Here is a 26564-nt window from a genome sequence, read left to right as displayed (position 1 = left end):
GTCGAGCATGAGCGAGGCCGGGTGGCGGCAGTTCCTCGCCGCGGAGGGCGTGGAGGACTGGGTCGTGCTGCACGGTGGCGCCACGGCGTTCTTCCGGTGCTCGACCCTCGCCGATGCGGCGGCGCTCGCCGCCCGCGTGGCCGAGGCGGCGCGCGGCGCGAGTCCGCAACCTCTGCTGACCCTCACCGAGACCGGGGTCGTGGTGCGCCTCACACGGGACGTCTGGCTCGTCGACGAGGTGCACATCGAGCTCGCCCGGGCCGTGTCGTCGGTGGCACGCGCGCACGGTGCGCCCGCCGATCGATCGCGAGTGCGCGAAGTGCAGGTCGCGGTATCGGCGCGCCCTGCTGACGTCGATCTGGCGTTCTGGCGCGCGGTGCTCGGCTACGCGCCCTGCGCCGACGACAACGCCGTCGACCCGCTTGGCATCGGATCGACCGTGTGGATGCAGGAGCTCGACCCCGAGCGCGAGCTGCGCCACGCCATGCACATCGATGTCTCCGTGGCGAAGGACCACATTGAAGAGGTACTCGCGGCGGCGCTCGCCGCGGGCGGGCGGATCGTCGAGGACGGGGACGCGCCCGAGTACTGGATCCTCGCCGATTCGGCCGGCAACAAGGTGTGCGCGTGGCCCGACGGCGCGACGCGCATGCCGACGCCGTCCACCGACGAGCCCGCGCCCAGGCTGGACGTCTAGCCTCGGCGCCATGACCGCAGAGCCCGTCGCGACCCGCTGGCTCACGGCCGAGCAACTCGGCCCGCACTTCGATGACGGCGGGCCGGTCGTGCTGATCGAGAGCCACGAGGTGTTCCGCCGCAGGCCGACTCACCGGCAGAAGGCGCACCTGTACGTGAGTGCGCTGCGGCATCGAGCCCGGCAGCTCGACGATCGCGTCGAGCTCGTCGAGTCGTCCTCCTACGCCGACGCGCTGGGTGCGCGGGGCCTGAGGGGCGATCGTCTCGAGGTCGTCGGCGCAACGTCGTGGGCGATGCGCGCACTCGTGGAACGGCTCGGCGCGACCGTGCTGCCCGACCGCGGATTCGTGACGTCGCGCGACGACTTCGCGGCGTGGGCGGAGGGTCGGAAACCCTCGCAGTTGGTCATGGACCGCTTCTACCGCTTCGTGCGGGAGGAGTCGGGCATCCTCATGGAGGGATCGGCGCCAGCCGGCGGACAGTTCAGCTTCGACGCTGACAATCGCGAGCGACCGCCGAAGGGTGCGGCCACGCTCGGGCTTCCCGCGCCGTGGGCACCAGAGGAGGACGACATCGACGCCGAGGTGCGCGCGACGCTCGACGCGCTCGAGGCCGACGGCGTGCGGTTTCTCGGGTCGGACGGCCCGCGGCAGTTCGCGGCAACGCGCGAGGAGGCGCTCGCCGCACTCGACGACTTCATCGAGGTGCGGCTGGGCGACTTCGGGCCCTTCGAGGATGCGATGCTCGCGGGCGACTCGGTCATGGCGCACTCGCGGCTGAGTGTTCCCCTCAACCTGGGTCTGCTGCACCCCCTCGAGGTCGTCGAGCGCGTCGTCGCCGAGTACGCGGCGGGGCGCGCGCCGCTGAACAGCGTCGAGGGGCTGGTGCGGCAGCTCATCGGCTGGCGCGAGTGGGTGTGGCACCTGTATTGGCATCTCGGCCCCGACTACACGACCTCGAACAACGCTCTGGATGCTCGCACCCCGTTGCCCGCATCCTGGTGGGCGTTCGACAGCGCCGTGATCGCCGACGAGGTCGAGGCCGCGTGCTTGAGCAGTGTGCTCACCGATGTCGCGCAGCGCGGCTGGGCCCACCACATTCCGCGCCTCATGGTGCTCGGCAACCACGCCCTGCAGCGCGGCTATGACCCGGTCGAGCTCACCCGCTGGTTCCAGGGCGCCTTCGTCGACGGCACGCCGTGGGTCATGCCGGCCAACGTCGTCGGCATGAGCCAGTGGGCCGACGGGGGAGTCGTGGCGACCAAGCCGTACGCGAGCGGCGGCGCCTACATTCAGCGCATGTCCGACTACTGCGGCTCGTGCCGCTTCGACCCGAAAAAGCGTGTCGGTGAGGATGCCTGCCCCTTCACCGCGGGGTACTGGGCGTTTCTCGATCGGGTCGAGCCGAGCATCCGCGGCAATCACCGCATGGCGCAACCGCTCGCGGGACTGCGCCGCCTCGCCGACCGCGACCAGCTCGTCGCCCAAGAGCGCGCCCGCACTCGCTACTGACCCGCCGCGCCGCGGCGCGCCCCGCCCACTGTGGGCCAGATCTGGCACGAATGGGCGCTCGTCCTCGCCGCAAGCGCCCTTATGTGCCAGATCTGGCACAAAGGGGACGGGGCCTAGACTCGGGGCGTGAGCAATGCGCCGATTGGGGTCTTCGACTCGGGGGTCGGTGGGCTCACGGTGGCTCGCGCGATCATCGACCAGCTGCCGCGCGAACAGTTGCTCTACCTCGGCGACACCGCGAACGGCCCCTACGGCCCGCGCCCGATCGCGCAGGTGCGCGAGCACTCGCTCGCCGTGCTCGACGAGCTCGTCGAGCAGGGCGTGAAGCTCCTGGTGATCGCGTGCAACACCGCGAGTGCGGCCATGTTCCGCGATGCTCGCGAACGCTTCGAGCAGGGCCACGGCATTCCCGTGGTCGAGGTCATCCAGCCGGCCGTGAGGCAGGCGGTGCGCCGCACGCGGTCGAAGCGCATCGGCGTGATCGGCACGGAGGGCACGATCCGCTCGGGCGCCTATGCCGAGGCGTTCGTCGCCGACCCGCAGATCGAGCTGACCCTCGCCGCTGCCCCGCGCTTCGTCGAGTTCGTCGAGGCGGGCGTCACGACAGGCCCCGAGGTGCTCGCGCTCGCCGAGGAGTACCTCGCCCCGATGAAGGCCGCCGACATCGACACGCTCGTGCTCGGCTGCACCCATTACCCGCTCCTGGCCGGCGCGATCCAGTTCGTGCTCGGCCCCGAGGTCTCCCTCGTCTCGAGCGCGGAGGAGACTGCCTACGACGTCTACCGCCGGCTCGTCGACCACGGCCTCGAAACCACCCGACAGGATGCTCCGGGCCACGTCTTCGAGGCCACAGGTTCTGACACCGCGCGCTTCCGCGCGCTGGCCGCGCGGTTCCTCGGGCCCGAGATCGGCCACGTCGAGGCCTTCCCGACCGGCACCATCCCCCTTCCGAAAGGCACACCATGAACGCCACCATCGCCGACTCGAGCGGCCTGCGCGCCGACGGACGCACCGAGTCGCAGCTGCGCCCCGTCACGATCGAACGAAACTGGAGCGCCCAGGCGGAAGGCAGCGCGCTCATCAGCTTCGGCAGCACGAAGGTGCTGTGCACGGCGAGCTTCACCAACGGCGTGCCGCGCTGGCTCATGGGCAAGGGCTCCGGCTGGGTGACCGCCGAGTACGGCATGCTGCCGCGCTCGACGAACGAGCGCATGGACCGCGAGAGCGTCAAGGGCAAGGTAGGGGGGCGTACGCACGAGATCTCGCGGCTCATCGGCCGCAGCCTGCGTGCCGTCATCGACACTCGGTCGCTCGGCGAGAACACCATCAAGATCGACTGCGATGTGCTGCAGGCCGACGGCGGCACGCGCACCGCGGCGATCACGGGCGCGTACGTCGCGCTCGCCGACGCCGTCGAGTGGGGCCGCGAGAAGGGCTTCATCGCCAAGAAGGCCGTCGCGCTCACCGACTCGGTCGCCGCCGTGAGCGTCGGCATCATCGACGGCACTCCCATGCTCGACCTCGCCTACGTGGAGGACGTGCGGGCGGAGACCGACATGAACATCGTCGTCACCGGCTCGGGCAGCTTCGTCGAGGTGCAGGGCACGGCCGAGGGCGCTCCGTTCGACCGCGACGAGCTCAACGCCCTCCTCGACCTGGGTCTCGCCGGCGGCGTGGACCTCACACGCCTGCAGCGCGAGGCGCTCGCCTCGTGAGGGTCGTCGTCGCGACGCACAACGCCCACAAGGTGGCCGAGCTGCAGCGGATTCTCGAGCAGCAGCTGCCGGGCATCCAGCTGGAGGCGTACGACGGCCCCGCCCCGGTCGAGGATGGCGGCACCTTCGCCGCCAACGCGCTCATCAAGGCGCGTGCCGCGGCCGCCCACACGGGGCTGCCGGCGATCGCCGACGACTCCGGCGTGAGCGTCGAGGCGCTCGGCGGCGAGCCGGGCGTCGACTCGGCGCACTACTCGGGGCGTCGCGACGACCGCGCCAACCTGCGGCTCGTGCTCACGAATCTCGCCGACGAGAAGCACCGCGTCGCCGCGTTCACGTGCGCCGCTGCACTCGTCGACCCGGGGGACGACCCGGTGTTCGAGCACGTCGAGCTCGGCGTGTGGCCGGGCACGATCGCGCGCGCGGAGGCGGGGGTCGGCGGTTTCGGCTACGACCCGATCTTCGTTCCCGAGGGTCACGAGGTGACGAGCGCCGAGCTCACCGCGGACGAGAAGAACGCGATCAGCCACCGTGCGCGGGCCTTCACGGCGCTCGCCGCGGTGCTGCGCAACCGCTACCGCTGAGCGCACGGCGGGCGGTCGCCGCCTACGCTGGAACGTGATGGCCGAGCACCCCGCATCCTCAACCCCGCCGCCGCGCCGACGGGGCCACGACCATGCCCACTCCGCGTCGCGCTCGCGGCTGCTCGCGGCCATGGCGATCGTCGCGGTCGTGCTCGTCGTGCAGCTCGTCGGCGCCGTGCTCACCGGCTCGCTCGCCCTCGCGGCCGACTCGGGGCACGTCGCGAGCGACCTCGTGGGGCTCATCGTCGCGCTCATCGCGCTGACCGTCGCGCGCCGCCCCGCGACCGAGCGGCAGACCTACGGCTACCGCCGGGCGGAAGTCTTCGGCGCCGCCCTCAACGCCGGAATCCTGCTCGCTGTCGCCGCCCTCGTCGCCGTCGAGGCGACCTCGCGCCTGCTCGCGCCCGAGGCCGGCGAGGTGCAGAGCCTGCCCATGCTGCTCGTCGCCGTCGCGGGCCTGCTCGGCAACATCGCCGGGGCCCTCCTGTTGCGCGGCGAGGCCCAGCACTCGCTCAACATGCGCGGTGCCTACCTCGAAGTGCTCGGCGACCTGCTCGGCTCACTCGCGGTCATCGCCGCCGCCGGCGTCATCCTCCTCACGGGATGGGCGCCCGCGGACGCGGTCGCCTCCCTCGTCATCGTCGCAATGATCGTGCCGCGTGCGCTCGTGCTGCTGCGGGACGTGCTGCGCGTGCTCAGCCAGGCTGCACCGCCGGAGACGAGCATCGCCGAGATACGCGAGCACGTGCTCGCCGCCCCCGGCGTCGTCGGCGTGCACGACGTGCACGTGTGGTCGATCACGAGCGGAGCATCCGTGTTCAGCGCCCACGTCGTCGTGCGCGACGACGTCTTCGATGGCGACCGGGCGAGCGCGCTCCTCGCCCACCTCGACGAGTGCCTCGACGAGCACTTCGATGTGGCGCACTCGACCTTCCAGCTCGAGCCGCAGGGGCACGAGCGCCGCGAGAGCGTGCACCCGTGAACGGCACCTCGACCTCGATCGCGATCGACGACTACCTCAAGGTCATCTACTCGCACACCGAGTGGCAGGCCGAGTCCATCACGCCCAGCCAGCTCGCCGTGCGGCTCGGGCTCGCGCCGTCGAGCGTCACCGAGATGGTCAAGAAGCTCGCGGCCGCCGGGCTCGTCGACCACCGGCCCTACAGCGCCATCCGGCTCACCGAGCAGGGGGAGGAGCGGGCGGTCGCCATGGTGCGGCGGCATCGGCTCATCGAGACCTGGCTCGTGCGCGTGTTCGACTACGGCTGGGATGAAGTGCACGACGAAGCCGAAGTGCTCGAGCACGCGCTGAGCGACCGACTGCTCGACGCGATCGACGCCCAGCTCGGGTACCCCGGGCGCGACCCGCACGGCGACGTCATCCCCGCTGCGGACGGCACGCTGCGTCGGCCCGCCGCCGTGCGCCTCGACGAGGCGCCTCACGGTTTCGAGGGAGTCATCGTGCGCATCAGCGACCGCGACCCTGACGTGCTGCGTGTCGTCGACCGCTTGGGGCTCGCGCTCGACGATGCCGTGACGGTGGAGCCGGCTGACGGCGTCGGGGCCGGTGTCGGCGTGCGCCGCCGGGGAGGCTCGGTCGTCGTGCTCGCACCCGCCGTGGCGGGAGCGCTGTGGATCGCTCCGCACAACGCGACCCCGGCGCGGTCGCGCTAGGTCCTAGTGCTGGCGCCCGTCGGCGTCTGCGTCGCGTTCCACTCCGGCAGCGGCATCCTGCGCCTGCGTCTCGTCGAGCGCGCGGGACTCGTCGACCACGCTCAGCGCTGGGTCGGCGCCGATGTCGGCGGAGAGCAGGCGGCGGCGCAGCAGGAAAGCCTCGAGGGCGATGAGGCCGAGCACGAAGGCAGCGCCCGCGATCGCGAGCACGAGGGCGAGCGGAAGGTCGTCCCCGGGCGCGAGCACGCCGCCCGTGTCGTCCTGCCACGGCCACAGGGCACGCAGGGAGCCGACCATGAGGCCGGTCATGATGACGAGTGTGACCCTGCGCCGGTGGGCGAGCAGCCACTGCAGGCCCGAGACGAAGACGCCGAGCCCGAGGATCGCGCCGAGCACGAAGACGCCCAGGTAGGCGAAGTCGCGGTCGTTGACGGCGGCGAGGGTCGGCGCGTACATGCCGACGGTGAGGAGCAGGTAGGAGCCGGAGACGCCCGGCAGAACGAGCGCGCACACGGCGATCGCGGCGGCGATCGCGACGACCCACAGTGCCGGGTCCTGGTCCGGCGCCTGCGGCAGCCCCGTGAGCAGGAAGGTGGCGACGGCGGCGATCAGCCCGAGCGCGTACTCGCGCGTGCTCCAGCGGCCGCCGACCATGCGCGCAGGAACGATGAGGGAGGCGGCGATGAGGCCCGCGAAGACCGCGCGGGTCGCCGTCGGGTAGCCCTCGACGAGGGGGGCGAGAACAGCGGCTCCCGCGACGATGGCGGCGAGCATCCCGATGCCGATTGGCAGGACGACCGCCCAGCGCACCGAACGGAAATGGCCGACCGCGGGGGCGATGCCCCGGCCCCGGAGCCCGTCGGCCACGAGACGCGCGACCCCGCGCGCGAGGTGGCCGGCCCCGTCGATGAGCGCGTCGTACACGCCGACGATGAGGGCGATCGTGCCGCCGCTCACACCCGGCACGATCTCGGCGAGACCGATGAGGGCGCCGCGGACGGCGTCGAGCGCTGTGCGCATCAGACGGCGCGTGCGGGAGGCGCTCACGGCAGCTCGTCGTCCTTCTCGTGCTTGCCGTCGTGCGGGCCGATGCCGTACGTGCGGCGGCTCGACGTGGGCTCCTTCGCCTCGTGCTTGCCGTCGTGCTCGGGCTCGTCCTGCCAGATCTCCACGGGAGGCAGCTCGACGCCCTGCCTCTCGAGCTCGTCCTCCTTGCGCTGCTGGTGGCGCTCGTGGAACCAGTGGTACGCGATGCCGATGATCACGAGGCCGATGAGGATGAGCAGTACGACATCGATGTACTCCACGACCCATTCGGCCACGCCGGGAATCTGCGCAATGCCGTAGCCGAGTGCGGGCAGCCCCACGCCCCACAGCACGGCGCCGAGGGTGTCGAAGAGGAAGAACTTGCGGTACTGCATCTTGCCGACGCCCGCGGCGACGGGCGAGATGGTGCGCACGACGGCGATGAAGCGCGCGATCGTGACCGCCCAGCCGCCGTACTTGGCGAAGAAGGCCTCGGTGCGGGCCACGCTGCGACGGCTGAAGAACCCCGCCGACTTGCGCTCGAAGATGGGCGGCCCGACCTTGCGGCCGATGAGGTACCCGAGATTGTCGCCCGCCATCGTCGCGAGCATTATGCACAGCGCCACGAGCCAGATGGGCTGCGGGATGACCCCGGTGAAGGTGAGCACGCCCGTGAGGATGAGGAGCGTGTCGCCCGGCAGGAGGAAGCCGACGAGGAGGCCGGTCTCGACGAAGACGATGAGGCACACCACAGCGAGAGCCCAGGGCCCCGCGCCGGTGATGATGCCTTCCACGTCGAAGAGACCGATGTCCATCGGCAGCATGGCGACTCCGGTCTAGTCAGCGAGCGGGATGCCCCGCGGGGCGGTCAGCGTTAGAGTACCGCGCGCCGAGGCCTCTACGCTGTGGGGGATCATGGTGCCCACTCGTCGCTCGTCACTCCGCTGCCCGAGGTTTCGCTCGTGCTGACCGTCGTCGCGCTCGCCCCCGTGCTGCTCGTGCTCGTTCTCATGACTGTGCTGGGCTGGTCGGCGGCGCGTGCTGGCCTTGTCACCGCCGCCGTGACGCTCGTGCTCGCGCTCACCGTGTTCGGCTTCGGCGGTGAGGACGCCCGGGTCGGTGTCGCCGCGAGCCTCGCCGGGGTGCTCGCGGAAGCCGGCTTCATCGCGCTCACCGTGATCGGCATCATCGGGCCGGCCCTGGGCATCCACTATCTGCAGCGCAGCACGGGCGCCGCCGCCCGACTGCGGCAAGCCCTCGCGATGCTGCACCCCGACCCTCGCCTCGGCGCGATCCTCGTCGCGTGGTTCTTCGCCCTCTTCCTCGAGGGCGCGGCGGGCTTCGGCACACCCGTCGCCCTCGCGGCCCCCTTCCTCGTCGCGGCGGGCATGCCCGCCCTGCCCGCCGTCGCCGCGGCGCTCGTCGGTCACGCGGCGGGAGTCTCGTTCGGCGCGATCGGCACGCCCGTGCTCGCTCAGAGCGCCCTCGTCGACGCGACCGGTGCCGAGCTCGCGCAGTCGACGGTCGTGTACCACCTCGCCCTCGGGGCCGTGCCCGTCGCCGTCATGGTGGTCATCATCGGGCGCGCGTACGGGCACTTCCGCGGCCTGTGGTGGTGGGGGGCGCTCGCCGCCGTGTGCTTCTTCGTGCCGTACGGGCTCATCGCGTGGTTCCTCGGGCCCGAGCTGCCTACCCTCGGCGGAGCCCTCGTCGGCGTGCTCGTGTTCTCCTTCGTTCTCGTGCGGCATCGGCGGCGCGTCCACGCGCGCGGCGAGTCCGGGGTGCCCGACGAGGTGGTCACCACCCACCCGCATCCGGATGCTCGCGACGTCGTCACCGCAGACATCACCGTTCTGCGCGCCGCGGCCCCGTACCTCGTGCTCGTCGGCGTCGTCCTGCTGACGAGGCTCATCGGCCCGCTGCGGGAGGCTCTGCAGTCGGTCACTCTCGCGTGGGAGCTGCCCGGTGGCTTCTCGGGCAGCGTGCAGCCGCTCTACCACCCGACGATGCTGCTCACGATCGCGTTCCTCGCGGGCGCGCTGCTGCAGCGGGCATCGTGGCGGCGCATCCGCGTGGCTTTCGTCACGGCCACACTGCAGCTCGGCCCGGTCCTCGTGGCGCTCGTGGCGATGATCACGATCGCGCGCACCATGACCGCCTCGGGCATGACCGAGCAGCTCGCGCTCGCCGCCGCCGGGCTCGGGCTCGCGTGGCCAGTCTTCGCACCGCTCGTGGGCGCATTCGGAACGTTCATCACCGGGTCGGCGACCGCGTCGAACCTGCTGTTCACCGACCTGCAGAGCTCTACGGCGCGCGCGCTCGCCCTGCCCGAGCTGCCGCTGCTCGGCGCGCAGGGATTCGGCGCCGCGGTCGGCAACATCATCGCGCCGCACAACATCGTGGCGGCAGTCGCCACGGTCGGGCTCACCGGGCAGGAGGGGAAGGTGCTGCGCACGACCGTGCCGACCGCGCTCGCCTACCTCGTGCTCGGCGGCGTGCTCGCGCTGCTCTTCGTGCTGTAGTCGCGCGTGGTGCGGCGCCGCGCGTCGCGTGGCGCCGCGCGCCCCACACGAGCTCGTGCCCGTCCCGCGCGAGCCCGCGCTCCCAGATTTGCCCCAAATGGGGCCTTGGCCTCTGGTCAAGCGCCCTTTCGCGCCAGATCTGGCCCGAAGTGCGGCACGCACCGTGCGGAAGGAGGGACTTGAACCCTCACGCCCGAAGGCACAGGAACCTAAATCCTGCGTGTCTGCCAATTCCACCACTCCCGCTGGTGGGGCCAGTGTATCGGCGGCGCTCGCCTCAGAGACGGCCGTGCGCGTGCAGCACGGCCCACAGCTCGGCGCGCGCCGCGAACGACGACAGGTCGCGGTCGAGCACGTCGCCGGCGCGGCGCACGCGGGCGCGCACGGTATGACGATGGATGCCCAGCCGCAGCGCCGCCGCCTCTGCCACGGCGTCCTCCTGCAGCCAGGCGGTGAGGGTCGCCTCGAGTTCTTCGCCCGTCCCGGCGTCGTGCACGCGCAGCGTCGCGAGCAGCTCGGCGCCCGTCTCGCCGTCCTGCTCCGCGGGGCGCAGCGGAGCGGGGTCGCTCTCGGCGAGCAGTCGAGCCAGCTGCGTGCGCAGGCGCTCGAGCCGCTCACGAGCATCACCGCCCTCTGACCGGGGAGCTTCGCGCGGCGCGAGCCCCGCCATGGCGACGACGCTCGTGACGACGGCGCGCACGGCGTCGTCGTCGGGCGACATCGGGCCGACGGCGAGCACGCCCGCGAGCGACCCGGGCGCACCGACGGTCTGCAGGCTCCAGCCGTCGACCGTGCGGGCGGCGCGGCGACCCGCGGTGAGCATCCGCCGCGCTGCTTCGGCGACCGTCTCGGGAGCCTCGCCGTGCGCGCTCTCGGCCTCGACGAGCGAGACGAGCGCGACGGGCGCCTCGATGCGGCGGGCCAACTCGGCGAGCACGGCTGCTACGCCCTCGGGCCGCAAGGCCGCGAGCGCGAGCGCGCGCTGGGTCTCGAGCGTCCACCGCACGCGCGCGTACCGCTCTCGAGCATCGGCGTCGGCGACGGCCCGGGTGACCGCGATGAAGGGGGTGCGGTACGGCACCTCGAGCAGGGCGATGCCGTGTCGCTCGCACGCCGCCACGAGAGCGTCGGGCGTGCCGTCGCGAATCACCTCCGTGCCGAACCCGATTCCGGGAACGCCGGCAGCCGCGAGGCGCGCAACCCACGGCTCGATCTCGTCGTCGCTGCTCCACTGCGTGCCGGTGGTCAGCAGGGCGTCGCCCTCGCCGAGGAAGGGCGTGGGGTCGGCGAGGTCGCTCGAGTGCACCCAGCTCCAGGGGCGTGCGGCGGCCTGCTCGTCGGCCCACACGACGCGCAGCCCGAGCTGCGCGTGCGCGGTGAGGTCGGCGACGGTGATGGGCATGAGGCTCCCGGCTCGAAGGAGGTGTACGCAATGTACATAGGCGCGATTGAGAGTGTACGCCGTGGACACTGACGAGGCGCGGTCACGCACCTACGCTGGCCGCATGAGCATGACGATGGATGCCCCCGCAGCCGACCGCCCACCCGTCACCGGGGGCCCGAGCCTGCCGCAGAAGCGCGAGCTCGTGACGAGCATCCCGGGCCCGAAGAGCGAAGCCTGGATCGCCCGCAAGCAGGCCGCCGTCTCGGCCGGCGTCGGCACCATGATGCCCGTCTACGCGGTCGCCGCGGGCGGCGGCGTGATCATCGACGTCGACGGCAACTCGCTCATCGACCTCGGCTCGGGAATCGCCGTGACGAACGTCGGCAACGCCGACCCTCATGTGACCGCCGCCGTCATCGAGCAGGTGCAGCGCTTCACGCACACGTGCTTCACGATCACTCCCTACGACGGCTACGTCGAGGTGGCCGAGGCGCTCAACCGCCTGACCCCGGGTGGCCACGCCAAGCGCACCGCCCTCTTCAACTCGGGCGCCGAAGCGGTCGAGAACGCCATCAAGATCGCCCGCTACTACACCGGCAAGTCGGCCGTCGTCGCGTTCGATCACGGTTACCACGGCCGCACCAACCTCACGATGGCGCTCACCGCCAAGGCGATGCCCTACAAGGCCGGCTTCGGACCCTTCGCGCCCGACGTCTACCGCGCGCCCATGTCGTACCCCTACCGCGACGGCCTCAGCGGGGCCGAGGCGGCCGCGCGCGCCATCCACACGATGGAGAAGCAGATCGGCGCCGACCGCCTCGCCGCGATCATCATCGAGCCCATCCAGGGTGAGGGCGGCTTCGTCGTGCCCGCGCCCGGATTCCTCCCTGCCCTTCAGAAATGGGCCAACGAAAACAACGTCGTCTTCATTGCCGACGAGGTGCAGACCGGTTTCGCCCGCACCGGCCAGATGTTCGCGAGCGAGCACGAAGGCATCGTTCCCGACATGATCACCCTCGCCAAGGGCATCGCGGGCGGACTTCCGCTCGCAGCGGTCACCGGCAAGGCCGAGATCATGGATGCTCCCCACGCGGGCGGCCTCGGCGGCACCTACGGCGGCAACCCCATCGCGACCGCCGCGGCTCTCGGTGCCCTGAAGGTCTACGACGAGCACGATCTGCTCGGGCGGGCCCGCGAGCTCGAGGCGATCATCCTCGACGAGCTCACCACGCTGCAGGCGCGCGACGGCCGCATCGGCGACATCCGCGGACGCGGCGCCATGATGGCGATCGAGCTCGTCGACGAGCACGGGGCTCCGGATGCTGCGCTCACGAACCGCGTCGCCAAGCACTGCCACGTGAACGGGGTCGTGGTGCTCACCTGCGGCACCGACGGCAACGTGATCAGGCTGCTGCCGCCGCTGTCGATCAGCGACGAGCTGCTGCGAGAGGGCATCCGCGTCATCGGCGAAGCCCTCGAAGCGAACTAGAAGAGAGAAGCCACCATGATCACCGAAGCAGACCTGCTCGCGAAGGTTCCCCGCGGCCTTTACATCGACGGCGCCTGGATCGACGCCGAGGGCGGCGCGACCATGACCGTCACCGACCCGTCGAACGGAAACGTTCTCGCCGAGATCGCGAGCGCGTCGGTCGCCGACGGCAAGAAGGCGATGGATGCTGCCGCGAACGCGCAGGCGAGCTGGGCCGCCACGGCCCCCCGCGTGCGCGCCGAGCTGCTGCGCAAGGCGTGGGAGCTCGTCATCGAGCGGGCCGACGAGTTCGCCCTGCTCATGACGCTCGAGATGGGCAAGCCGCTTGCCGAGTCGCGCGGCGAGGTCACCTACGGTGCCGAGTTCTTGCGCTGGTTCAGCGAAGAGGCCGTGCGCATTAACGGCCGCTTCGGCGAGAACCCCGAGGGTACGGGCCACATCGTGGTCTCGCACGCTCCCGTCGGGCCGTCGTTCTTGATCACGCCCTGGAACTTCCCGCTCGCCATGGCGACCCGCAAGATCGCGCCCGCGATCGCCGCTGGGTGCACTTCGACCATCAAGCCCGCCGCGCTGACCCCGCTCACGACGATGTACTTCGTCAAGACGCTCGAAGACGCGGGCCTGCCGGCCGGCGTGGTGAACGTGGTCACGACCGCGAAGTCGGGCGCGCTCTCGGCCGAGATCATCGCCGACCCGCGCCTGCGCAAGCTCAGCTTCACCGGTTCGACCGAGGTGGGTCGCGTGCTCATGAAGCAGGCCGCTGACGGCATTCTGCGCACCTCGATGGAGCTCGGCGGCAACGCCCCCTTCGTCGTGTTCGGTGACGCCGACCTCGACAAGGCGATCGACGGCGTGATGCTGGCGAAGTTCCGCAACATCGGGCAGGCGTGCACCGCGGCCAACCGCATCCTCGTGCAGAGCGACGTCGTCGACGAGTTCAGCCGTCGCGTGACCGAACGCGTCGCCGCCATGAAGATGGGCCGCGGCACCGAGGAGGGCGTGCAGATCGGTCCGCTCGTCGACGACAAGGCCGTGGCAGGCTCTCATGAGCTTGTCGAGGATGCGGTCGCGCGCGGCGCGACCGTCACCACGGGCGGGCAGATTCCCGACCGTGCGGGCTCCTTCTACCCCGCGACGGTGCTCACGGGCGTGACTGCCGGCACGCGCCTGCTGTCGGAGGAGATCTTCGGCCCCGTGCTCGCGATCGTGCCGTTCGACACGGAGGACGAGGCGGTCGAGCTCGCCAACGCGACCGAGTACGGCCTTGTCTCCTACGTCTACACGCAGGATCTGAACCGCGGCATGCGCATGATCGACCGTCTCGAGACGGGGATGATGGGCCTCAACGCGGGCGTCATCTCCAACGCCGCGGCGCCGTTCGGCGGCGTCAAGCAGTCCGGCATCGGCCGCGAGGGCTCGCTCGAGGGCATCGACGAGTACCTCACCACGAAGTACACGTTCATCCCCAAGACGTGAGTGCGGCATGCTCGTCGGGCGCAGCCCGACGGCATCCCATACCCCAGACTTCCGCGGCCGGGCGCTGTGGTGGCCGCCCGGCCGCGGATGCCCTGGCGCCCCAGCGCCCTTTCGTGCCAGATCTGGCACGAAAGGGCGCTTGATGCGTGGCTATGGACCCATTTGGGGCGAATCTGGGGCGCGCGAGGGCGCCGGGCTGTGGAGAACAGGCGGGATGCTCGGGGTCGCCTTTGCAGAATGGCGGCCATGCCCTCCGCCGCCTCGCTCATCACCGCCAGGGTGCGCGACCGGGTGCGCGCCGAGCGGCTCGACCTGCACCGTGACCCGGCCGCCGCCGACCGGCTGGCCCGCGAGGAGCTGCGGCGCTACGCCGAGCGCTCGCTCGGCGGCGGCACGCTGCCCGTCATCGACGACGAGGCTCAGACGCTCGGCGAGGTGCTCGCTGGCCTGATCGGCTACGGCCCCCTGCAGCCCTACTTCGACGACCCCGAGGTGGAGGAGATTTGGATCAACTCGCCCGACGCGGTCTTCATCGCGCGCGGCGGGGTCAGTGAGCGCACCGCCCTCGAGCTGACCGACGAGGAGGTGCGCACGCTCGTCGAGCGCATGCTGCAGTCCACCGGCCGGCGCGTCGACCTGAGCAGCCCGTTCGTCGACGCGAGCCTGCCCGACGGCTCACGCCTGCACGTCGTCATCCCCGACGTCACGCGCCGCCACTGGTCGGTCAATGTGCGCAAGTTCTCGCAGCGCATCCGCGATCTGTCCCGCCTCGTCGAGCTCGGCTCCCTGCCACCGCCGGCCGCCGAGTTCCTGCGCATGAGCGTCCTCGCGGGGGCGAACATCCTCGTGAGCGGCGCAACGCACTCCGGCAAGACGACCCTCATGGGTGCGATGCTTGCCGGCGCGCGCCCGAGCGAGCGCATCGTCACGGTCGAGGAGACCTTCGAGCTCGACCTCAGCGCGCCCGACGTCGTCGCGATGCAATGCCGCAGCGCCAACCTGGAGGGCTCGGGCGAGATCAGCCTGCGCCGCCTCATCAAGGAGGCCCTGCGCATGCGCCCCGACCGTCTCGTCGTGGGGGAGGTGCGCGAGGCGGAATCCCTCGACCTCCTCATCGCCCTCAACAGCGGACTGCCCGGCATGTGCTCGATTCACGCGAACAGCGCTCGGGATGCTCTCGTCAAGCTCGCCACCCTGCCACTCCTGGCGGGGCGCAACATCGACTCGTCGTTCGTGGTGCCGACGGTGGCGGGCGCGATCGACCTCGTGGTGCATTGCGAACTCGTGCGCGGCGGGCGCCGCCGCGTGGCCGAGATCGTCGCGCCGACGGGCGACGTCGTCGAGGGGTCGATCGAAGCGCAGTCGATCTTCACCCTGCGCGGGGAGGAGCTCGCGGCGACGGGCACGCTGCCCGCACGTGAGCAGGTGTTCGCTCGAGCGGGCCTCGACCCGCGCCCGCTGTTGCGCTCTGCCGTCAACACCGCTGTCACCCCAGCCGTCACCCCAGCCGTCAACCCAGCCGTCCACCCGTCCGCCGGCCCACGAGCGGTGCCCGCGTGAGTGTCGCGCTCGGGCTGGTGCTCGCGGCGGGCGTGCTGCTCGTCGTCTCCCCGTGGCTGTGGCCGCGCGACCCCGAACGCCGGCCCGCCGAGCGCAGTCGAACGATGGGCGCCGTCGCCGACCTGCTCGCGCGCGCGGGCGTGACGGGGGTCGCGCCGGCGACGTTCGTGGCCCTGGACATCCTCGTCGGTCTTGTCGGTGCCGCCCTCACGCTCATCCTCGTGCCCGTCGTCGCGCTCGCCCCCGTGGCGGGAGTGGTCGCAGCGGCGCTGCCCGTCGTCGCGCTACGGGCGAGGGCGGCGGCGCGGCGGCGCGCACTGCGAGCGGTGTGGCCCGACGTGGTCGATCACCTGCTGTCGGGCATCCGGTCGGGGCTGGGCCTGCCGCAGGCGATCGTGACTCTCGCCGAGTCGGCGCCGAGCAGCGTGCAGGAGCCGTTCCGCCAGTTCCGCCGCGACTACGTGCGCACGGCGCGCTTCGAGGAGTCGCTCGACACCCTCAAGGCGAACCTCGCCGACCCGGTCGCCGACCGCATCATCGAGACGCTGCGCATGGCGCGCGAGGTGGGCGGCACCGAGCTGCCGACGGTGCTGCGGTCGCTCTCGCAGTACTTGCGCGCCGACGCGGCCGTGCGAGGCGAGGTGGATGCCCGGCAATCGTGGGTGCGCGCCGCCGCCCGCCTGGGCGTCGTCGCGCCCTGGGTCGTGCTCGTGCTGCTCGGCACGAGGCCGGAGGCCGCGGCTGCCTACAACTCGGTCGGCGGCGCAGTGCTCGTCGTGGCGGGCCTCGCGGTGACTCTCGTCGCCTACCGCATCATGATCGCGCTCGGGCGCCTGCCCGAGGAAGGTCGGTGGTTCCGATGAAGCGGTGGTTCCGGTGAGCGGCGCGCTCGTGAGCCCGCTGCTCGGCTGGGCGCTGCTGTGCGGCGTGGGGCTCGGTGCGGGGCTCTGGCTGCTCGTGAGCCTCGTGCCTCGGCTCGGCCGCCCGAGGCTCGTGCACCGCCTCGCCCCGTACCTCGTCGATGTCTCGCCCGCTGCGCACGCGATGACATCGGGGCAGCGCAGCGATCCGCTGCCGGTCGCCTCGGCGCTGCTCGCCCCGCTCGTGGAGGGCGCGAGTCGCGTGCTGGAGAGCGTGCTCGGCGGTGAGGAGACGATCCGCACGCGCCTGCGGCAGTCGGGCGCGTCGACGACGATCGCGGGGCACCGCACGCGGCAGCTCGCCGGCGCAGCGCTGGGAGCCGCAGCGGGCGTCGCGGGCGCGAGCCTCGCGGTGCGCGACGCGGGCACGATCGTGCTCGCCGCGGTCGGGGGAGTACTCGCGGGCTCGATCGCCGGGCTCGCTCTCGTCGACCAGCTGCTCGCCCGGGCGGCGAAGCGTCGTGTCGCCCGTATCGCCGACGAATTCCCGACCATCGTCGAGTTCCTCGCCCTGAGCGTCTCGGCGGGCGAGTCGATCCTCGACGCCGTCCGCCGCGTCGCCCGCACGGGCTCTGGTGAGCTCGCGACGGAGTTCGACCGCGTCGTGACGCGCGCCGCGACCGGTCAGCCGGTGGCGGCCTGTCTCGCAGAGCTGCGCGACGACCTCGGGATGCCCCCCATCACGCGCCTCGTCGACCAAGTGCTCGCGGCTCTCGACCGCGGGTCGCCGCTCGCCGAGGTGCTGCGCGCCCACGCGCTCGACGCCCGCGAGGAGTCCAAGCGCGCCCTGCTCGAGGCCGCGGGCACGCGCGAGGTCGCAATGCTGATCCCGCTCGTGTTCCTCATCCTGCCCGTCACCGTGCTGTTCGCCGTGTGGCCGGGCCTCATGGTGCTGCAGCTCGGGTTCTAGCCGTGCCGCAGCCGTGCTGCTGTGCGGATCAGTGCGGCCCGGGCGGGAGCTTGTCGACGCCGTGGCGGGCGGGCTTGCCGGGCTCGGCCGCGGTGTCTTCGCTGACTCCCGAGTCGTCACCCGGCCCATGCTCGTCGCCCGGGTACGACTCGGCGGTCGTGCGCTCGTCGTCGGGCTCGCGCTCGTCCTTCGGCGGCAGGTGGTCGGTGGGCTGCTTCGGTTCTGACGTGTCGCTCATGACTCCACTGTCTCGCTGACGCGCCCGAATCGCGAGGGGCTTGCGCGAGAGGGTCGAGTGGGTTATCGGGCGAGAACCGCACCCACGGCAGACACCACCCTCAGCGGCGCGCCACGGCGAGAGCCGCCGACACCGATCGAGCCCGGTCGAGCTCGGCGGCGACGGGCGCGACGACCTCGCGCTGCACGACCTCGTCGACCGCGGCGAGCAGGCGTCGCCGCGTGCGGCGCCGGCGCCCGGCGGCGGTGAGGGCGCTCAGCGCGGCCGACAGCAGCCCGAGCAGCACGCCGAGCAGTACCGCGGCGACGATCAGGAGCACGGGTACCGCCCAGCCCTTGAGCGGGCCCTCCTCGACGCGCGGAATGAGAGGAGCGGGCATCCCGAACGTCGGCAGCAGGGATGCGCCCAGCAGCCACAGCGCCCCGCCGATTCCGGCGACGAGTGCTACCCACTGCACGACGCCGACAACTGCCCACCACCAAGAGCCGCGCGCGGGCAGGCTCGTGCGGGCGATCGCGAGGTCCAGGTCTGCCGGCAGCCGGTCGAGGGCGCCCTCGGCGGCGGTGCGAACCGCCGCGCGCCACGGCGCCCCGAGGCCCGAGCCCGCGGTGTCGGCGAACGACCGCACGGCGAGAGACAGGCGCGCCCGGGCTCCCGCGCTCAGCAGCGGCATGCTCGTGCGGTGCACGTCGGGGTCGTCCTCCGCCCCGGCGCCGCGGCGCCGAGGCCCCAGCCCCAAGCGGGTGAGCGGGTCGGCGCGCAGGCGGCCGATCCAGGAGACGAGCGGCCAGCCGGTGACCTGCGCGGCGCGCTTGCGGTACGAGCTCGCGACGGCGGCGGCGACGACATCGACGCCCGCCGCGGCACCCACCTCGTCGCGAACGCGCTGCGCGGCACGAGAGTCGAGCTTCGGGGCCGAGCCCGGGTCGTCGAGGCGCGCGGCGAGGGTCTGCACGTCGGCGGCGAGCCGAGCATCCCGCACCGCCTTCGAGGCGGCCAGGTCGCCGATGGCGATGCGCAGCGCCTCCACGCCCTCGCCGGTGCGGGCGCTCACGGGCAGCACGCGCGCGCGGGGCAGCCCGTCACGCTCGATGATGCCCTGCAGCGACGCCACCACGGGTCGGCGGTCGGCGGGGCTCAGCAGGTCCACCTGGTTGAGGGCGACGATCGTGACGGCCGCGTGGCGTGCGTGCGGGGCGATGAACTGGGCGTGCAGCACGTCGTCGGCATACTTCTGCGGGTCGACGACCCAGAGCAGAGCATCCACCTGGCCGGCGAGCCGCTCGGCGATCGCGCGGTTGCCGGCCTCCACCGAGTCGATGTCAGGAAGGTCGACGAGCACGAGCTTGCCCGCGCGCGGGTCGATCGGCTCGGTGCGCTCGACGCGTTCGCGAATCTGCAGCCAGTCGAGCAGGTCGGCGGCGCCGGGCGCATCCCACGTGACGGCGAGGGCCTGCGACGTGGTGGGGCGCCGCACGTGCGCCTTCGCGACCTCGTCGCCGACGAGTGCGTTGACGAGGCTCGACTTGCCCGACCCGGTCGCGCCGAACACGCCGACGACGGTGTGCTCGGGGGAGCGTGCCCGCCGCGCCTCCGCCTGCCGCAGCAAGGCTTCCGCCTCGTCGGCGAGGGAACTCGGGATGCGCCCGGCTCCCTCATCCACGACGGTGCGCAGAGCGGCGAGCGACGCGTCGAGGGTCGCCTTCGCGGGGCTCACGACGCGGCCCCGTCGTTCAGCGAGGCGCTCACGCCTCGACCGCCGCGCGCGCCACGTCGTCGAGGAGCGCCTGAGACTCGCGGCGCAGGGCGCCGGGCGCCGACCCGAAGCGCAGCGGTTCGAGCGCGGTGCTCAGCCGGTCGGCCTCGGAGTCGAAGAGGGCCTCGAGTCGCTTCTGAAGGTCGAGCCGAGCCTCGGCGGCGAGGCGGCGCACGGCATCCTCGCCGAAAATCGTCTCGAGCAGTTTCTGGCCGAGCACGGCCGAGCCGCCCGCGATGGCGAGCTCGCCACCCGTGAGCCCGCCGGTCGAGGCGAACACGACGATCATGAGGGCGACGGTTACGACGTTGAGCCCGAGGGAGAGCACGCGGGCGCGGATGCGCTTGTTGCCCGCGTTGTCGTGGATGAGCTGCATGAGGGCGCCCTGCCACTCGCGGATCATCGCAGAAGCCTTCGCGCGCAGCTCGGGGCTTTCGGCGGCGAGGTGCGGGTTCTGCTCGGCGATGCCGCGGCCGGGTCCTGTGCGTTCGAGGTCGGCCCACGCCGCCGCGGCGGCGCGCCCCGCCTGGTCGAGGATGACCGCCTGCAGGCCGCTCTCGATCTTCGTCTCGACCTCGACGACGGGGCTCGGCTTGCCGCTGATCCACGCCGTGACACTGTCGCGGGTGCGGGAGTACCACGACTCGATCTTGCGGAACACGTCGGAGGTGCCGACAAAGTCTTGCCAGCGCGCGAGCACCTCGCCGCGCAGCAGTGCGCCGTCCTGCGTCGCGGCGTCGACCGCGTCGATCGCCGCCTGGTAGTGCGCGTCGACGGCGGCTTCGGCACCGTCGAGCCAGTCGAGCTGCTGTTGCCGGGCATCCGCGATGTGGGCCACGCGACGGTCGAGGTCGGTGATGGCGCCGCCCAGCGTGCGTGCGGCGATGCGGGCTCGGGATGCGCGGTCTCCCGCAATGCCCTCTAGCCAGTCGCGCGGGCCGGCGACCGCAGTCGCGGGCAGCATGCCGAGCTCGTCGAGCCGCTGCTCCTCGATCGTGAAGACGGGTGCGTCGGCGAGGCCGCGCTCGGCGAGCATCGACTGCAGGTCGGGCAGCACCTCGTCGGCCGCTCCCGGCGGCACGCGGTTGAGCACGACGCCGACCGTGATGCTGCGCGCGGCGGCGCCCTCGAGCAGGCGCCACGGCACAGCGTCGGCGTAGCGGTTGGCGGTCGTGACGAAGAGCCACAGGTCGGCGGCGGCAAGCAGCTGCGCGGCGAGGGCGCGGTTCTCGTCGGCGACTGAGTCGATGTCGGGCGCGTCGATGATCGCGAGCGAGCGCGGCACGGCTTCGTGCTCGAGCAGCATGAGCTCGCTGATGCGCGCGGCCTCGGGCGTGTCGCCCGCGGCGCTCGCGGCGGTGCCGGGCGCGCTCACCCGACCGCGCACGCGCGCGAGCCCGGGAAGGATGCGGTCGCTCGCGAACCAGCCGGCATCGACGGGGGAGTGCACGAGGATCGGCTGCCGCGTCGTCGGGCGAATGACGCCGACGCGGGTCGTCGCCACCCCGAGCAGCGCGTTGACGATCGTCGACTTGCCCGAGCCGGTCGAGCCGCCGACGACCGCGAGCAGCGGCGCATCGAGGTCGGCGAGCCGCGGCCGGATGTAGTCGTCGATCTGCCGCACCGCCGCGGCCGCGGCCTCCCGCTGCTCGGTGACCCCCTCGAGCGGCAGGGTGAGGCCCGCGTCGGCGAGCGAGGCGCGCAGGCGCTCGAGCGACACGGTCGCGGGGGCTCGAGTGTCGGTCACTCCTCCAGCATGCCGCGCGCGGCGCGTGCCCGCGACCAGCTCGTGCTCAGCATCCTCTCGATTCTCGCCCGGTCAGTGGTCGCCGTGCGGTTCATCGGGATCCTCCGGTGACTGCGCGCGCCGCTTCTCGACGAGGGGTTTCGTGCGCAGCAGGCGCAGAGCGGTCACCAGGAGAACCCCGCCGAGCACGTTGAGCAGCAGCGTGTACCAGAACCAGGCGAGCCAGTCGAGGTAGCCGAAGTCGGCTCCCGCCTGGATGGCGCCGAAGATGAGGAGCGAGTCGAGCACCGAGTGGTACAGCGGGATGCCCGCGAGGAGGAAGGCCGCGCCGACCGAGGCGATGATCTTGGCGACGTCGGAGTCGGTGCCCTGGTGCATGCGGGTCATGAGCGTGATGGTGCTGCCGCCGAGAATGGCGAGCGCGGCCGTCTCGAGGCTCAGTGGCGACTCGACGAACTCGCGCGCCGTGTCGATGAGGAGGGTGTGCCAGGCAGGGAAGGCCAGGGTGAGGAGCCCCATGAACAGCCAGCCGCCCGCGAGGTTGGCGAGGAGGGTGCCGCCCCACAGCATGAGCAGGCGCTTGACGGACGCCTCTCGGGCGATGACCGCCGCGATGGGCATGAGGAAGTTCTCGGTGAACAGCTCGCTGTGGGCGAGCAGCAGGGCGATGAACCCGATGCTGAAGGCGAGGCCGGCGAGCAGGTGGTTGCCGGTCTCGTGCAGCACGAGCAGGTAGGCCATGACGCCGAGCCCCACCTCGAGGCCTCCGAAGAAGCCCGTGATGAGCATGTCGGGGAAGGTGCGCTGCAGCCTCTGGGCGCCCTCCTCGACGGTCGCGTCGAACGTCGCCTCGATCTCCTCCTCGACGGGCTCGTCGTTGTCCCCGAGCTCGGCGAGGCGCTCCTGCTGCTCCTTCTGGTGCTGCTCGTGGCTCTTCTTGCTCATGAGCCAACGCTCACCCAGCGGCGCGCGAAGCGCAAGCCCGCCGCGCCGAGTTGCCAGGTGTGGGGGCCTGTGGATGATGACTGCGGCGCGGCGCGAGTGGGCGGCACAATCGCGGCATGACGTCTTCGACACTGCGCCAGCTCGCGCGCCGCACTGCTCGGCGATTCCGCTTCGAGGAGCGGGGGGATGTGCCCGGCTGGGTGCTCATCACCCTCATGACAGCGGGGCTCGTCATCCTCATCTGGGCCCTTGCGGGGCCGGCGCTGCAGGGAGTGTTCCAGCAGGCGATCGACCGGGTCACCGCGTTCTAGCGTGTACGCCGGCCCTTCGGCGCGGAGCGCCGCGCGCCCGTGGTGGGTCGCGGGCGCGTCAGTCGCGCAAGCGCGCCATCATGACGGCGTCCATCCAGTCGCCGTCGCCGTAGCCGACGCGGCGCATGATGCCTTCGCGCTCGAAGCCGAGGCGCTCGTAGAGGGCGATCGCGCGGTCGTTGCCGACGAAGGCGATGAGGGAGAGGCGCTTGAGGTCGAGCCAGTTGTCGGCAAGATCGATCATGGAGTCCATGAGCGCCGAGCCGACTCCCTGGCTCTGCGAGTCCTCGCTCACCGCGACGAGGTCGATCTCGCCGGCGTGACGGGCGCGCGGCTCGTCGGGGGTGGTGATGAGTTCGCCGAATCCGACGATCTCCTCCGTCTCGTTGTCGACCGCGACGATCTGGTGCACGCCGTTGCGCGGCGAGAGGCGGGCCTTCGAGTAGTCCGTGCTCGCGAGGGGCACCCGCAGGGTCCCCTGCATGATGTGGGGGCTGGTGAGGATCGCGTGCACGCCCTCGTAGTCGTCCTCGGTGGCTCCGCGGATCGTAAAAGTGGGCTCAGTCATCATCAGTTCCGTTCAGTGCGTGCGGGGGAGGACACTCCAGAGTACCGGGGTGCCGCATGAGGATGCTCTGCCGACGTGTCACTCGCCGATACCCGCACGACCGAGGTTCGGCGCCCGTCGAGTTCGTCCTCGTCGGCGCCCTGCTCACCCTCGTGACCGTCTCGGTGCTGCAGCTCGCTCTCGCCCTCCACGTGCGGTCGACTCTCATCGATGCGGCGGCGGAGGGCGCCCGGCACGCGGCGCTCGCCGACAGCAGCCTCGCTGCCGGGGTGGAGCGCAGTCGCGACCTCATCGCGACGGCCGTCGGGGAGTCCTATGCAGCTGACATCTCGGCCGGCTTCGGCAGCTACGAGGGCCACTCGGTCGTCGTCGTGACGGTGCGCTCCCCGCTGCCCCTCCTCGGGCTCGCGGGGCTCGACCGCGGGTTGGAGGTGAGCGGGCGTGCCGCGCTCGAACCGCTGCGCTGAGCGTCGTCGCCCGGCGCAGTCGCGCCTGAGAGGCACGCGCGCCGCCGACGACCGCGGATCGGCGTCCCTCGAGTTCCTCACCGCCGGAATGCTGCTGCTCGTGCCGCTCATCTACCTGGTGCTCGCGCTCGGCGCCATCCAGTCGGCGGCGCTCGCCGCGGAGGGAGCCGCGCGGCAGGCGGCGCGCGTGTTCGTGCAGGCCGAGTCGACGCCCGCGGGCAGCGCGGCGGCCGAGCGAGCCCTCGCCCTGGCCCTGGCCGACCACGGAGTGCAGGCGAGCGACGTGGCCCTGAGCATCCGGTGCTCGCCCGTGCCCACGCAGTGCCACACGCGCCGGGGGTGGGTGACCGTGGAGGTGAGCGTTCGCGTTCCGCTGCCGCTCCTGCCGCCCGTCGTCGAGTTCGGCGGGCCGCTCTCGGTGCCTATCGACGCGAGCGCGACGCAGCAGGTCTCGCGGTTCTGGGGCGCGCGGTGACCGGCGTGGGGTGGCGTGCGACCTCGCGACGCTCGCGACGTGACCTGCACGACGATCGCGGCTCGACGTTGCCGCTCGTCATCGGCTACGCGGGCCTCGCGCTCGTCGTCGTGCTGCTCGTCACGGCGGCGACGGCGCTGTACCTCGAGCGCACGCGCCTGTTCACGCTCGCCGACGGCGCAGCGCTCGTCGGAGCCGAGTCGTTCGACCTCGACGACGTGACCGTGCGCGAGGGGGAGGTGCTGCGACCCCGCCTCACCGACTCTCGCGTCCGCGCCGACGTGGTCGCCTATCTCTCGGCCGCCCCGACGAGCTCGTTCGAGGGCCTCGAGCTCGAGTCAGCGACGACCCCCGACGGGCTGAGCGCGCGCGTAACGCTCTCGAGCTACTGGCGCCCGCCCGCGCTCACCCTCTTCGTGCCGGAGGGCCTGCGTCTCGAGGTCACGGCGACGGCGCGCAGCGTCTTCGGCTGACGGACGCTCGTCGACGCAAGCTTGAGGCTGCCGGCCGGCCTTGCCCCCGCGCGCCTTCCACTCCGAAGTTGTGGAAGGCGCCGCACGGTCTAGCGTGGAACCATGCCCGACCCTCGACCCGTCACCCTCATCTCCGTCGACATCGAGGCCGCGGGGCCGAGCCCGAGCGACTACGCGATGCTCTCGCTCGGCGCGTGCCTCGTCGACGACCCCGAGCAGGCGTTCTACGTCGAGCTGCAGCCCGACCGCGAGAAGGTGGACGACGCGGCGATGAGCATCGGCGGCTTCACGCTCGACGGGCTCCGAGCATCCGGAACCCCGCCCCGCGAGGCGATGACCGCGTTCGCCGACTGGATCGGCGCCGTGACCCCGCCCCACACTCAGCCGCTCCTGGTCGGCTTCAACGCCCCCTTCGACTGGATGTTCGTCGCCGACTACTTCCACCGCTACCTCGGCCGCAACCCGCTCGGGCACGCGGCGCTCGACGTCAAGGCCTTCTTCGCAGGCGTGACGGGCGCGCCGTGGGGCGAGACGAGCCTGCACCGCGTGGCCGAGCACTATCGCCTGAAGATGGTCCTGACGCATAATGCACTCGACGACGCACGCGATCAGGCGACCCTGTTCCGGGCCATCCGGGCCGAGCAGCAGGAGCGCTCCGCGGGCGCCTGAAGCGTGCGGGCCGCCGCGCGCGCTACCCGAGAGGTCTCACCGATGAGCTCCGCAGCCCCCGCCGACGCCCCCACTCCCGACACCGGTCAGTACCCCGGCAACGCGCCTGACGACGACCTGGCCAGCATCATCGAGTCGGCCCAGCGCCTCGGTGTTCAGCTCGACGAAGAGGGCGCGCTGCAGTGGCTCGCCGCCATCGCCGCCGACGCCGCGAGCGACGACCACATCGTCTCTCACGAGAGCGGCACCTTCGGCCACCGCGTGAGCATGCTCGACTTCACGCCGCGCGACCTCGAACGGTTCCGCCGCATCGGCGCGATCGTCGAGGTCACGGGCCCGCCCGCGGTCGCCGAGAGCGCCCTTGCCCTGAGCGGCTCGGCCGCGCAGTCGAAGATCCAGTCCTTCCCCGGCGATTGCGACTACTTCCAGCGGCTCAACATCAAGGCAGACACGCGCGAGGAGGCGTGCCGCATCATGGCCGACCTCATGCGCGACGCTGCTCGCCGCACGGCGACCGGCGACCCCTTCCAGTTCCTCGAAGCCAAGCTCGGCAACTACCCCGAGAACTGCGAGCACGGCGGCCAGTCGCGCAAGAAGGGCACGCCGATCACGTGGACTCCCGTGGAGGTGGAGGCGCAGAGCATCCAGCTCGACCTCGCCGACGGCACGACCCGCACGCTCACCTGGCACGAGGCCGCGCTCGACCCCGGCTGGTGCAAGCTCGATTGGGTCGTGGCCGACCCCGAGCGCAAGGCGCTCTCCAACGCGAGCAATGTCATCGACGTCACGTGGGAGGCGCCCGACGGCGAGATCGTGCCCCTCGACGGCTACCTCGATGCCTACTTCCAGGAGGTCTACCTCGACGCCGACGCCATGCCGACCTTCGCGAAGGTCGCGAAGTTCGTGAGCGACGACGCGCTCGACGAGTACGTCGAGCGGCTCGAGAGCGAGGTGCGCAAGTACCTCACGAAGCAGGTCAACTACGGCAAGGCCGCCAAGCGCATGTACAACATCTTCCGGCTCTCCGGCCGCCACGTGGATGCCGCCTACGTGCGCGAGCTCTTCGACGAGCCGGCGACGATCCTCTATCAGGTCTGGTCGCTCCTCTCGACGCTCGACAACGCCACCCAGCCGGGTACGAGCATCCCCATCGATGCCGTGCGCGACCAGGCCGACGCCCTCATCATGCAGGTCATCGCCGAGCTCGAAGGCGAGGAAGAGGCGGAGATCGTCGCTGCCCTCATGACCCTGCGCCGAACGCTCGAAGACCAGGATGCGGGCGAGCGGCGCTCGAGCGACCTCGAGGCCGCGCGCGCGCACGTCATCAACCTCGTCAACACGTTCTTTCGCGCCAAGCTCGAAGGCGTCCCGACGATCCGCGAGTACATCGAGCAGATGCAGCAGCACTGATATCTCAAGAACACTGAGCCTGCCCCGCACTCACCGCA

Annotated in this window: 27 protein-coding genes and 1 tRNA gene; 19 read left to right on the top strand and 9 right to left on the bottom strand. The window is 71.8% G+C overall.

What is annotated here, in order from left to right:
- Positions 1–7 precede the first annotated feature (7 nt).
- From FK219_RS00285 to FK219_RS00255, 7 genes are all read left to right on the top strand, one after another.
- Positions 8–697: a VOC family protein gene (locus FK219_RS00285; protein ID WP_152581903.1), complete on the top strand. Its 690-nt coding sequence runs from the start codon at positions 8–10 to the stop codon at positions 695–697.
- Positions 698–707: 10 nt separating this feature from the next.
- A complete protein-coding gene (locus FK219_RS00280; RefSeq protein ID WP_152581902.1) occupies positions 708–2207 on the top strand; it encodes a cryptochrome/photolyase family protein in 1500 nt (499 codons plus the stop codon).
- Positions 2208–2333: 126 nt separating this feature from the next.
- A complete protein-coding gene (gene murI / locus FK219_RS00275) occupies positions 2334–3173 on the top strand; it encodes a glutamate racemase (protein ID WP_152581901.1) in 840 nt (279 codons plus the stop codon).
- Positions 3170–3922 carry a ribonuclease PH gene (gene rph / locus FK219_RS00270; RefSeq protein WP_152581900.1) on the top strand — a complete coding sequence of 251 codons (753 nt, stop codon included), beginning with the start codon at positions 3170–3172 and terminating at the stop codon, positions 3920–3922. The genes murI and rph overlap by 4 nt, the downstream gene beginning before the upstream one ends.
- Positions 3919–4506 carry an RdgB/HAM1 family non-canonical purine NTP pyrophosphatase gene (gene rdgB / locus FK219_RS00265; RefSeq protein WP_152581899.1) on the top strand — a complete coding sequence of 196 codons (588 nt, stop codon included), beginning with the start codon at positions 3919–3921 and terminating at the stop codon, positions 4504–4506. The genes rph and rdgB overlap by 4 nt, the downstream gene beginning before the upstream one ends.
- A gap of 37 nt (positions 4507–4543) precedes the next feature.
- Positions 4544–5488 carry a cation diffusion facilitator family transporter gene (locus FK219_RS00260; protein ID WP_152581898.1) on the top strand — a complete coding sequence of 315 codons (945 nt, stop codon included), beginning with the start codon at positions 4544–4546 and terminating at the stop codon, positions 5486–5488.
- Positions 5485–6180, top strand: coding sequence for a metal-dependent transcriptional regulator (locus tag FK219_RS00255; RefSeq protein ID WP_152581897.1), 696 nt, complete (start codon positions 5485–5487; stop codon positions 6178–6180). Before FK219_RS00260 ends, FK219_RS00255 begins: the two co-directional genes overlap by 4 nt.
- 3 nt (positions 6181–6183) lie before the next feature.
- Here FK219_RS00255 and FK219_RS00250 read toward each other — a convergent pair whose 3' ends face one another.
- Together FK219_RS00250 and FK219_RS00245 are read right to left on the bottom strand one after the other, a co-directional pair.
- On the bottom strand, positions 6184–7227 hold the full coding sequence (locus tag FK219_RS00250) for a DUF368 domain-containing protein (RefSeq protein WP_328821541.1): 1044 nt from the start codon (positions 7225–7227) through the stop codon (positions 6184–6186).
- Positions 7224–8030 (bottom strand): DedA family protein, encoded by an 807-nt coding sequence (locus FK219_RS00245; protein ID WP_235923640.1) that lies wholly within the window; start codon positions 8028–8030, stop codon positions 7224–7226. Before FK219_RS00245 ends, FK219_RS00250 begins: the two co-directional genes overlap by 4 nt.
- Before the next feature lie 138 nt (positions 8031–8168).
- Here FK219_RS00245 and FK219_RS00240 point away from each other — a divergent pair, with 138 nt between their 5' ends.
- Positions 8169–9728, top strand: coding sequence for an L-lactate permease (locus FK219_RS00240; protein WP_210416738.1), 1560 nt, complete (start codon positions 8169–8171; stop codon positions 9726–9728).
- A gap of 164 nt (positions 9729–9892) precedes the next feature.
- On the opposite strand, the gene FK219_RS00235 is transcribed toward FK219_RS00240, so the two are convergent.
- Together FK219_RS00235 and FK219_RS00230 are read right to left on the bottom strand one after the other, a co-directional pair.
- Positions 9893–9974, bottom strand: a tRNA-Leu gene (locus tag FK219_RS00235).
- Positions 9975–10005: 31 nt separating this feature from the next.
- Complete coding sequence (locus tag FK219_RS00230; RefSeq protein ID WP_152581896.1) at positions 10006–11130, bottom strand: PucR family transcriptional regulator; 1125 nt, start codon at positions 11128–11130, stop codon at positions 10006–10008.
- Positions 11131–11239: 109 nt separating this feature from the next.
- Here FK219_RS00230 and gabT point away from each other — a divergent pair, with 109 nt between their 5' ends.
- From gabT to FK219_RS00205, 5 genes are all read left to right on the top strand, one after another.
- A complete protein-coding gene (gene gabT, locus FK219_RS00225; RefSeq protein ID WP_168212358.1) occupies positions 11240–12601 on the top strand; it encodes a 4-aminobutyrate--2-oxoglutarate transaminase in 1362 nt (453 codons plus the stop codon).
- A gap of 15 nt (positions 12602–12616) precedes the next feature.
- Positions 12617–14077, top strand: a complete 1461-nt coding sequence (locus FK219_RS00220) for an NAD-dependent succinate-semialdehyde dehydrogenase (protein ID WP_152581894.1) — start codon at positions 12617–12619, stop codon at positions 14075–14077.
- A gap of 246 nt (positions 14078–14323) precedes the next feature.
- Complete coding sequence (locus FK219_RS00215; protein WP_152581893.1) at positions 14324–15637, top strand: CpaF family protein; 1314 nt, start codon at positions 14324–14326, stop codon at positions 15635–15637.
- Positions 15634–16500 (top strand): type II secretion system F family protein, encoded by an 867-nt coding sequence (locus FK219_RS00210; protein WP_152581892.1) that lies wholly within the window; start codon positions 15634–15636, stop codon positions 16498–16500. The genes FK219_RS00215 and FK219_RS00210 overlap by 4 nt, the downstream gene beginning before the upstream one ends.
- A gap of 4 nt (positions 16501–16504) precedes the next feature.
- Positions 16505–17467 carry a type II secretion system F family protein gene (locus FK219_RS00205; protein WP_328821540.1) on the top strand — a complete coding sequence of 321 codons (963 nt, stop codon included), beginning with the start codon at positions 16505–16507 and terminating at the stop codon, positions 17465–17467.
- Between the two features lie 28 nt (positions 17468–17495).
- Here the strand turns inward: FK219_RS00205 and FK219_RS00200 are convergent, their stop codons facing one another.
- The 4 genes from FK219_RS00200 to FK219_RS00185 form a co-directional block, all read right to left on the bottom strand.
- On the bottom strand, positions 17496–17705 hold the full coding sequence (locus FK219_RS00200) for a hypothetical protein (RefSeq protein ID WP_152581891.1): 210 nt from the start codon (positions 17703–17705) through the stop codon (positions 17496–17498).
- 100 nt (positions 17706–17805) lie between these two features.
- Positions 17806–19422: a GTPase family protein gene (locus tag FK219_RS00195; protein WP_152581890.1), complete on the bottom strand. Its 1617-nt coding sequence runs from the start codon at positions 19420–19422 to the stop codon at positions 17806–17808.
- Positions 19423–19450: 28 nt separating this feature from the next.
- A complete protein-coding gene (locus tag FK219_RS00190) occupies positions 19451–21208 on the bottom strand; it encodes a dynamin family protein (RefSeq protein WP_152581889.1) in 1758 nt (585 codons plus the stop codon).
- A 72-nt stretch (positions 21209–21280) separates the two neighbouring features.
- The gene (locus FK219_RS00185) at positions 21281–22153 is read right to left on the bottom strand and encodes a formate/nitrite transporter family protein (RefSeq protein WP_152581888.1); all 873 of its coding nucleotides are present in this window, start codon (positions 22151–22153) and stop codon (positions 21281–21283) included.
- A gap of 116 nt (positions 22154–22269) precedes the next feature.
- On the opposite strand from FK219_RS00185, the gene FK219_RS00180 reads away from it, so the two are divergent.
- On the top strand, positions 22270–22464 hold the full coding sequence (locus FK219_RS00180; RefSeq protein ID WP_152581887.1) for a hypothetical protein: 195 nt from the start codon (positions 22270–22272) through the stop codon (positions 22462–22464).
- 58 nt (positions 22465–22522) lie between these two features.
- Here FK219_RS00180 and FK219_RS00175 read toward each other — a convergent pair whose 3' ends face one another.
- Positions 22523–23032 (bottom strand): GNAT family N-acetyltransferase, encoded by a 510-nt coding sequence (locus tag FK219_RS00175; RefSeq protein WP_165637997.1) that lies wholly within the window; start codon positions 23030–23032, stop codon positions 22523–22525.
- Positions 23033–23088: 56 nt separating this feature from the next.
- On the opposite strand from FK219_RS00175, the gene FK219_RS00170 reads away from it, so the two are divergent.
- The 5 genes from FK219_RS00170 (at position 23089) to FK219_RS00150 (ending at position 26526) form a co-directional block, all read left to right on the top strand.
- On the top strand, positions 23089–23499 hold the full coding sequence (locus tag FK219_RS00170; protein WP_235923639.1) for a TadE/TadG family type IV pilus assembly protein: 411 nt from the start codon (positions 23089–23091) through the stop codon (positions 23497–23499).
- Positions 23474–23974: a hypothetical protein gene (locus FK219_RS00165; RefSeq protein WP_328821539.1), complete on the top strand. Its 501-nt coding sequence runs from the start codon at positions 23474–23476 to the stop codon at positions 23972–23974. Before FK219_RS00170 ends, FK219_RS00165 begins: the two co-directional genes overlap by 26 nt.
- Positions 23971–24447 carry a pilus assembly protein TadG-related protein gene (locus tag FK219_RS00160; RefSeq protein ID WP_328821538.1) on the top strand — a complete coding sequence of 159 codons (477 nt, stop codon included), beginning with the start codon at positions 23971–23973 and terminating at the stop codon, positions 24445–24447. Before FK219_RS00165 ends, FK219_RS00160 begins: the two co-directional genes overlap by 4 nt.
- A 102-nt stretch (positions 24448–24549) precedes the next feature.
- Positions 24550–25116: a 3'-5' exonuclease gene (locus tag FK219_RS00155; protein ID WP_152581885.1), complete on the top strand. Its 567-nt coding sequence runs from the start codon at positions 24550–24552 to the stop codon at positions 25114–25116.
- A gap of 42 nt (positions 25117–25158) precedes the next feature.
- Complete coding sequence (locus FK219_RS00150; protein WP_210416737.1) at positions 25159–26526, top strand: methyltransferase domain-containing protein; 1368 nt, start codon at positions 25159–25161, stop codon at positions 26524–26526.
- Positions 26527–26564: the final 38 nt, after the last annotated feature.

Source organism: Microcella pacifica, from assembly GCF_009371975.2.
GTDB classification, from domain to species: domain Bacteria; phylum Actinomycetota; class Actinomycetes; order Actinomycetales; family Microbacteriaceae; genus Microcella; species Microcella pacifica.
The sequence above is the reverse complement of the archived record's forward strand: the minus strand, read 5'-3'. Positions and strand labels throughout refer to the sequence as shown.

What these genes read in the sequence shown, in the direction of transcription:
- FK219_RS00285 (WP_152581903.1), top strand. Translation starts at nt 8, where the DNA reads ATGAGCGAGGCCGGGTGGCGGCAGTTCCTCGCCGCGGAGGGCGTGGAG.
- FK219_RS00280 (WP_152581902.1), top strand. Translation starts at nt 708, where the DNA reads ATGACCGCAGAGCCCGTCGCGACCCGCTGGCTCACGGCCGAGCAACTC.
- rph (WP_152581900.1), top strand. Translation starts at nt 3,170, where the DNA reads ATGAACGCCACCATCGCCGACTCGAGCGGCCTGCGCGCCGACGGACGC.
- FK219_RS00260 (WP_152581898.1), top strand. Translation starts at nt 4,544, where the DNA reads ATGGCCGAGCACCCCGCATCCTCAACCCCGCCGCCGCGCCGACGGGGC.
- FK219_RS00245 (WP_235923640.1), bottom strand. Translation starts at nt 8,030, where the DNA reads ATGCTGCCGATGGACATCGGTCTCTTCGACGTGGAAGGCATCATCACC.
- FK219_RS00230 (WP_152581896.1), bottom strand. Translation starts at nt 11,130, where the DNA reads ATGCCCATCACCGTCGCCGACCTCACCGCGCACGCGCAGCTCGGGCTG.
- gabT (WP_168212358.1), top strand. Translation starts at nt 11,240, where the DNA reads ATGACGATGGATGCCCCCGCAGCCGACCGCCCACCCGTCACCGGGGGC.
- FK219_RS00220 (WP_152581894.1), top strand. Translation starts at nt 12,617, where the DNA reads ATGATCACCGAAGCAGACCTGCTCGCGAAGGTTCCCCGCGGCCTTTAC.
- FK219_RS00215 (WP_152581893.1), top strand. Translation starts at nt 14,324, where the DNA reads ATGCCCTCCGCCGCCTCGCTCATCACCGCCAGGGTGCGCGACCGGGTG.
- FK219_RS00200 (WP_152581891.1), bottom strand. Translation starts at nt 17,705, where the DNA reads ATGAGCGACACGTCAGAACCGAAGCAGCCCACCGACCACCTGCCGCCG.
- FK219_RS00185 (WP_152581888.1), bottom strand. Translation starts at nt 22,153, where the DNA reads ATGAGCAAGAAGAGCCACGAGCAGCACCAGAAGGAGCAGCAGGAGCGC.
- FK219_RS00180 (WP_152581887.1), top strand. Translation starts at nt 22,270, where the DNA reads ATGACGTCTTCGACACTGCGCCAGCTCGCGCGCCGCACTGCTCGGCGA.
- FK219_RS00175 (WP_165637997.1), bottom strand. Translation starts at nt 23,032, where the DNA reads ATGACTGAGCCCACTTTTACGATCCGCGGAGCCACCGAGGACGACTAC.
- FK219_RS00170 (WP_235923639.1), top strand. Translation starts at nt 23,089, where the DNA reads ATGAGGATGCTCTGCCGACGTGTCACTCGCCGATACCCGCACGACCGA.
- FK219_RS00155 (WP_152581885.1), top strand. Translation starts at nt 24,550, where the DNA reads ATGCCCGACCCTCGACCCGTCACCCTCATCTCCGTCGACATCGAGGCC.
- FK219_RS00150 (WP_210416737.1), top strand. Translation starts at nt 25,159, where the DNA reads ATGAGCTCCGCAGCCCCCGCCGACGCCCCCACTCCCGACACCGGTCAG.